We start from the raw sequence: 6,113 nt of genomic DNA on the forward strand, positions 1-6,113 counted from the left end.
AAGAAATAGAATATGTTGCTCACTGAATATTTCGCCAGACTTGTAAAGGGTATTGAGGAATATTCAGGTATGATAATGCTGACCATAAACCTCGGTTAAGCTTCAATTCTCATAAGCATCTCTCATCGGGTGAAATGATCCAATCTGGTATACCTGAATTAAGCGATATTTTAGAAGAAATAATGGATTATATTTTACGGATTAAATAACGATACACAATTCCTAATTCTTTAGAGTGTTCAGAGTCTGTAATCTGATAAAGATAAAATAGACAAACGATTCAGGGAAATTTATAATAGAACAAAGTGTATCTAACAGATTTATATCAGGAGAATAAGATATGCAATTAGAAATGAAAGAATTAGATGCCTTAGCTAAGAATCTCAATCTTTCAAAGGAAGAGATGCTGAAGGAAAGTCTAAAGGTTTTCCTGGAAAGAAAATTGAGGGAAATAAAGACTGAGATGTTTAAGATACGAACAAAATATGGCGTTTCCTCTGTTAAAGAGTTTGAGGAGTTATATAGAAAAGGTGAGGTTGAAGAGAAGGATACGTGGCAGGATCTCCAAAGGCTTGATCATCTTGAGTTCAAAAAAGACGAGCTTGAGAAAGCCTTGAGGACTCTTTGATGATAGTTGATACTTGTGTAGTGTGGATTAAGCGGATGCGAATCCACCCTTTTGGAAATCGTTTCTGAAGAAACCTTCACCGATTGCTACTCTGTAAGAAGAAAAGGCAGATAATACCAACCAAATATTATCATCCTCATGCATATAATGAATGAAAATAAGTAAATGATCATCCATACCCTGAAAGAACAAGGCAAAATACACCCGCCGCACTGGCTAATAAATAACGTTCAGTATCTCACCATAATCGGTAGCGAGGCGTACGGAGTAACAAAAGATGAATCCGACCATGATATCTATGGTTTTGTCATACCTCCAAAGGAGGAAATATTTCCGCATTTAAAAGGCGAAATACCAGGCTTTGGAAAGCATTTCCGAAGATTCGAACAATGGGAGGAACACCACATACTGCATAATGGAAAGCAATATGATTTTACGGTGTATTCCATTGTGAAATATTTCCAATTATGCATGGAAAATAATCCAAACATAATCGACTCCCTTTCCACTCCCCAAAACTGCGTGATTCATATTACTCAAATAGGTCAAATGGTTAGGGAAAACCGTAAAATGTTTCTGCATAAAGGTGTCTGGCACAAGTTTAAGGGTTATGCCTACAGCCAGATGCATAAGATGAAATCGAAAGAACGTGATGGCAAACGAAAAGAAATGGTAGATAAGTATGGCTATGATGTGAAATTTGCCTATCATATAGTTAGATTATTAAATGAAGTGGAACAGATACTGATCGAAGGTGACCTTGACTTACAGAGAAATAACGAGCAATTAAAGTCTATCCGCAGGGGAGAATGGTCAGAGCAGCAGATTATTGATTATTTCAATGCTAAAGAAAAACACCTTGAAGAACTTTATACAAAGTCAACACTTCCCAATTTACCTGATGAACAAAGGATTAAGGCATTGTTACTGCAATGTCTTGAGCAGCATTACGGATCACTGGATAAGGTAGTCATTACCACTGATAAATACGAACAGGCGTTACGCCAAATATCTGAAATTTGCAAAAGCCTTGGAATGTAACTCAAACCTTTAGGTTTAAAAACATAGTTTAAAAATTCGAAAATCAAATTTCCGTTCCTAGCCATTCCAAATTTATTCTAGGATCTTATTTTCTATACAGCTAATCACAACAACACATTTATCAACATATTGTTTATTCTTAACGATCCTCACAAATCTATATCCGCAGAATCGCTGTTAGAAGACATAAGATGATTTGAGCACAATTGGATCATTGATTAAAAATATGTCAACCTAACAATTTATAGTTGCCTGAATATTCTCTTAGTGTTAAAATATCCGCCCTATTTAAATAAATATTACACCAATAATATAGCAAATATCATTGCATGCCTTATCTTCAAGATAAATACAGAATCTTTATGCAGTAACAATAGCAAAATGGAAATAAAGTTGCTTATAAGGAATTGATCCTTAATTTAATCCAGTTTGTAAATACCTTATACGGAGGTCTTTACATGGCTAATGTTGAAGTTGACAGATGTATTGAATTATCACCTCATTTAGACTCATACGCAAAATTTGTTAGACCCATCCCCAATAAAGATACTACCCTCCACACCATACTTTGCAGCCTCTTTCCTATTAAGATTCCAGGAAACGTTCAACCAGAAATGATCAATTTTGAAGAGATAGACAATACAACTGAAAGGGACGAGATATGCCAAAAATTACGTGGGATCAAAGAGAGTAAAGGGGATATTGATATATCGTTTTTGAAAAAGGAGATATTAACAGAAGTTAACTATAATGAATATGAAGTAAAAAATAGCTCAAAGTCCGAAGAGCGTTGTTTCCTTTATTCTGAAACTTTGAATACTACCATCCTGCTTAAACTTAAAATGAGTACGTATACCCGATGGTCTTATGACGGCGTTGATATTTACCACAGGCAGGATGATGAAAAGGAGATACATCAGGTTTTAGGTTCTATACCGGCATTTACTGAGCGGGCAAGCTTTATAGTCAATGGATTGGAGCGGGTTCCTATAGCGCAAATTATTCCTGCATATGGGCTTCTTGTTGAAAGTAATATGGGTACAACATACACGGCATGGATAAGGCCCAAAAGGGGGTTGCAGGTAAGATTTACCGTACAAAATAGTGGGGAAAATAGAGGAATTATAAAGGTAGATATTGCCAATATTTGCAGGCAATTAGACCTGGCCTGTTTTTTAAAGATATTTAGTTTCCAGGAAGAGGCTGATAACTTATTTCTAAATAAAGATGTATATAAAAAGAATTATTCAGAGGTTCAAAACGTTAGAAATCCTTTAAGCCAAGAGCAAATGAACTTTGTCACCCATCATCTCTTTCATTCCAGTCATTATGATCTCTCTTCGAAAGGCAGGAAAAGGCTCAATAACAAACTTGCGAAATCTTTAAACGACCTGCATATAATTTCCTCTGACGATAGTATCATAAATCTGACAAAGCAAGATATCCTTGGAATAATAAACTACCTTCTCAATCTTGTTGAAGGTCTTGAAGGTTATGGTCGGATGATATTGATAATCTGGCAAATCAAGAGGTCTTGCTTATCGGAGATCAACTTGAAAAGATAACGATCGACGCCTTAAGTGAAATAAAGCAAAAACGAGAAGAAGAAATGAGTGGAAGATGGTTTAACTACGAAGATTCTTTAAAAAATATGCCTGCTACATTCGACAGATATGTACAAAGGTATATAAATGGGGAGCTATGTCAATTGCTCGATCAGAATAACTCCCTCTCTGAGATATCTCACAAACGAAAAATTACATTCTACGGCCCTAAAGGTCTTAGCAAAGATTACCGGGGGTTCGGTAAAAGGGATGTCCACTATAGCCACTACGGCCGTATCTGTCTTGTAGAAACCCCGGAATCGGAGAAGATAGGGTTGACCCTTCATTTTGCTACCCATGCCAGGATTGAAGGTGGGCAAATTAAGACTCTCTATGTTCCCACGGATCAAACAAACGCCAAACTTTGTTATCTTAATCCATCCGAAGAAGAAAATACTGCCATCCTCCCTTATTCCGATGATAATGAGGTAAATAAAAATCAGTATTTTGCCAGAAGGGGTAAAGATGGAATGATACGATTATATAATAAAAGCAAAGCTCACTATCAGGATGCTTATCCATCACAATGTATCGGACTTGCAGCAGCATTAGTACCGTTTATTCAACATGACGATGCTAATAGGGTCTTATGGGTGCAAAAAACCTTAAACAGTCTCTTCCCCTTTTATATCCTGAAAGGCCTCTGGTCAAGACAGGATTTGAAAAAGAAATAGCGCATCTCAGTGGACGGTGTATAAAAGCCAAATCGGATGGGGAAGTAATCGCAGTTGCTCCCAAGGAGATTGTTATTCAACGTGACGATGATTTGGAAAAGGAATCCTATCCGCTTATGACAGAAACCCCTACAATCCATGAAACAATCATATACCACAAACCTTGTGTCAAACGGGGAGAAAAAGTTACAGCCGGGCAGATTATTGCCGATAGTGCTGATACGAAAGACGGTGAGCTTGCGCTCGGAACGAATCTTCTTGTGGCATATATGACATGGTACGGACACAATTTTGAAGATGGGATTGTAATCAGCGATAGACAAGTTGATGTGTATTGGATGGAATTTAAAAAAGATGCTGAAAATGGGAATAAGGCTCGCCACGGTATAAGCGGTATAAGGTAATACAAGGAAAATAAGCCCTCATGGTAGTAGTTTTATGTCCTTTTTATGCTTCCGAGATACAAGGATGATTTGGATGGGAATATTTTAACCTTTTCCTGACTTGTTTATCGATCGTATTTTAATTTACCCACAATTTCCTTTGTCTTTTACTCTTATTTATTAACCACATTCTCGGATAGCCTATAATTACTAACCGTCATCAGTGGAAGAGCGAGGAGGCTATCTCTGCTTATTGGGGACAACAGAAGGTGGAATATATCTTTTAAAATCTGAAAAACCCTTTTTACTTGGCAGTACGGCCCCAGTATCACTGGACAGACCAGAAGATTCACGTTCACGGATTTATTTGTGTCCTTGCATTTCTTCTGGGTATGGTTGTTTACAAAAGAGCCAAAGAACAAGTCCATTTCCAGGGTTCATTCCATACCCTAAATGTATAGTCTAGCGTGGTTTGTCAGATATTACACGGTAACTTATTATTAAGAATCACACATTGATGATGACACATGTTCTGAAGAGGTACTAACCTTTCGTTTGGTTTCTTCTCGTGCTAACCCTTTGTTTCCAGTCTCTCTTAACTCTTCCATCGTCATCTTCGTCATAAATTTCACCTAAGACTTCTTCTACAATATCCTCCAATGTTACAATGCCCATAACTTGATTGTCTTGACGTACAATGGCCATATGAATCCGATTTCCCTGAAAATCCTTAAGCATTTTGAGAATGGATTCATTCAGATTCACAAAGTAAGGTTTACGGAGTAGGCTGGTTAAAGAGAATTCTGTTTTGGTATCCATCATAGCGATAAATTCCTTTGTGTGAAGAATACCAATTACCTGGGGCTCGATTTCGTCTGATATGACGGGCAGTCTTGTGTGTCCGCAATCAATAATAATTTTTAATATTTCTTCCTTGCCCATAGAGTTTCGAATCGTTGTTACCCGGGAAAAGGGAACCATGGCCTCTGATGCTTTCTTAAAGCGTAAAGTAAATAAATTCAAAATGTAATCTCTGTGAAATGAGTGCAGAGATCTTAAAGAAAGCTCTGATACCCCCGCTCCTTCTTCCGAAGAAAGGAACGAGTTAATACCTACGAGCGAAAGAAATTTTACTGTTGATTGCTCCAGGATATGGACAACAGGTGTTGCAATCTTTGTCATAATCGTTAAGAGCCGGCTAGAAGCCAAAGATACCTCTTCGGGGTAACGGATTGCGATCGCTTTCGGTATCAACTCGCCGATAATAACGGAAAAAAAGGTGAATGGGATAACGAAAAGTACAATTCCAACAAATTCAGCCGTTGTTCCGGAAATCCCTAAAAAGCCCTTCATATATGGCAGAATAGATTTTATTACTTTGCCACCTCCAAGCGCTGCAGATAAAGCCCCAATCAGCGTAATACCTATCTGGATAACGGCAAAGGTCCTTTCCGGGCGTGCTCGTAAATCAAGGAATATTTTGGCAGTTTTATTGCCTTTAAAAGCCATATCTCTTAAAAGCGGGACATTGGTAGAAGCAAATGCCATTTCTATACATGAAAGTACACCATTAAAAAAAAGCAATATAATTACTATTATCCATTCCATAATTTAGATTTAGATGACTACTTAATTCAAAAACTTTATAGCTTATACAATTGAGCAAACAGATATTTTAATAATAACACATAAGTTGCGCAGAAATAGGATAAATTTGTCCAAGAGTAGCCAAATACCAGGAAATTAAGGACCGTATGGCTGAAAAAGCCTGAAAAATAAGGGT

Annotated in this window: 7 protein-coding genes; 6 read left to right on the top strand and 1 reads right to left on the bottom strand. The window is 37.2% G+C overall.

What is annotated here, in order from left to right; genetic code table 11:
• The first annotated feature begins 59 nt into the window (after nt 1-59).
• The 6 genes from FBQ94_RS17610 (at nt 60) to FBQ94_RS17130 (ending at nt 4,351) form a co-directional block, all read left to right on the top strand.
• Nucleotides 60-209: a toxin-antitoxin system TumE family protein gene (locus tag FBQ94_RS17610; protein ID WP_352247025.1), complete on the top strand. Its 150-nt coding sequence runs from the start codon at nt 60-62 to the stop codon at nt 207-209.
• A 131-nt stretch (nt 210-340) separates the two neighbouring features.
• Complete coding sequence (locus tag FBQ94_RS17110; RefSeq protein WP_007221870.1) at nt 341-628, top strand: MJ0235 family protein; 288 nt, start codon at nt 341-343, stop codon at nt 626-628.
• A 165-nt stretch (nt 629-793) separates the two neighbouring features.
• Nucleotides 794-1,669: a nucleotidyltransferase domain-containing protein gene (locus FBQ94_RS17115; protein WP_007221871.1), complete on the top strand. Its 876-nt coding sequence runs from the start codon at nt 794-796 to the stop codon at nt 1,667-1,669.
• A gap of 458 nt (nt 1,670-2,127) precedes the next feature.
• Nucleotides 2,128-3,234, top strand: a complete 1,107-nt coding sequence (locus tag FBQ94_RS17120; protein WP_007221872.1) for a hypothetical protein — start codon at nt 2,128-2,130, stop codon at nt 3,232-3,234.
• Entirely contained in the window at nt 3,204-3,947 is a 744-nt protein-coding gene (locus tag FBQ94_RS17125) for an RNA polymerDNA-directed RNA polymerase subunit B (RefSeq protein ID WP_051006177.1), read from the top strand. Before FBQ94_RS17120 ends, FBQ94_RS17125 begins: the two co-directional genes overlap by 31 nt.
• A complete protein-coding gene (locus FBQ94_RS17130; RefSeq protein ID WP_051006178.1) occupies nt 3,863-4,351 on the top strand; it encodes a hypothetical protein in 489 nt (162 codons plus the stop codon). Before FBQ94_RS17125 ends, FBQ94_RS17130 begins: the two co-directional genes overlap by 85 nt.
• A gap of 522 nt (nt 4,352-4,873) precedes the next feature.
• Here FBQ94_RS17130 and FBQ94_RS17135 read toward each other — a convergent pair.
• Nucleotides 4,874-5,938 carry a hemolysin family protein gene (locus FBQ94_RS17135; protein ID WP_007221875.1) on the bottom strand — a complete coding sequence of 355 codons (1,065 nt, stop codon included), beginning with the start codon at nt 5,936-5,938 and terminating at the stop codon, nt 4,874-4,876.
• Nucleotides 5,939-6,113 lie beyond the last annotated feature (175 nt).

It is taken from the genome of Candidatus Jettenia sp. AMX1 (assembly GCF_030263775.1).
GTDB lineage: Bacteria > Planctomycetota > Brocadiia > Brocadiales > Brocadiaceae > Jettenia > Jettenia caeni.

Coding starts and splice junctions, on each gene's coding strand:
- FBQ94_RS17135 (WP_007221875.1), bottom strand. CDS start 5,938: ATGGAATGGATAATAGTAATTATATTGCTTTTTTTTAATGGTGTACTT.
- FBQ94_RS17120 (WP_007221872.1), top strand. CDS start 2,128: ATGGCTAATGTTGAAGTTGACAGATGTATTGAATTATCACCTCATTTA.
- FBQ94_RS17110 (WP_007221870.1), top strand. CDS start 341: ATGCAATTAGAAATGAAAGAATTAGATGCCTTAGCTAAGAATCTCAAT.
- FBQ94_RS17115 (WP_007221871.1), top strand. CDS start 794: ATGATCATCCATACCCTGAAAGAACAAGGCAAAATACACCCGCCGCAC.
- FBQ94_RS17130 (WP_051006178.1), top strand. CDS start 3,863: ATGGGTGCAAAAAACCTTAAACAGTCTCTTCCCCTTTTATATCCTGAA.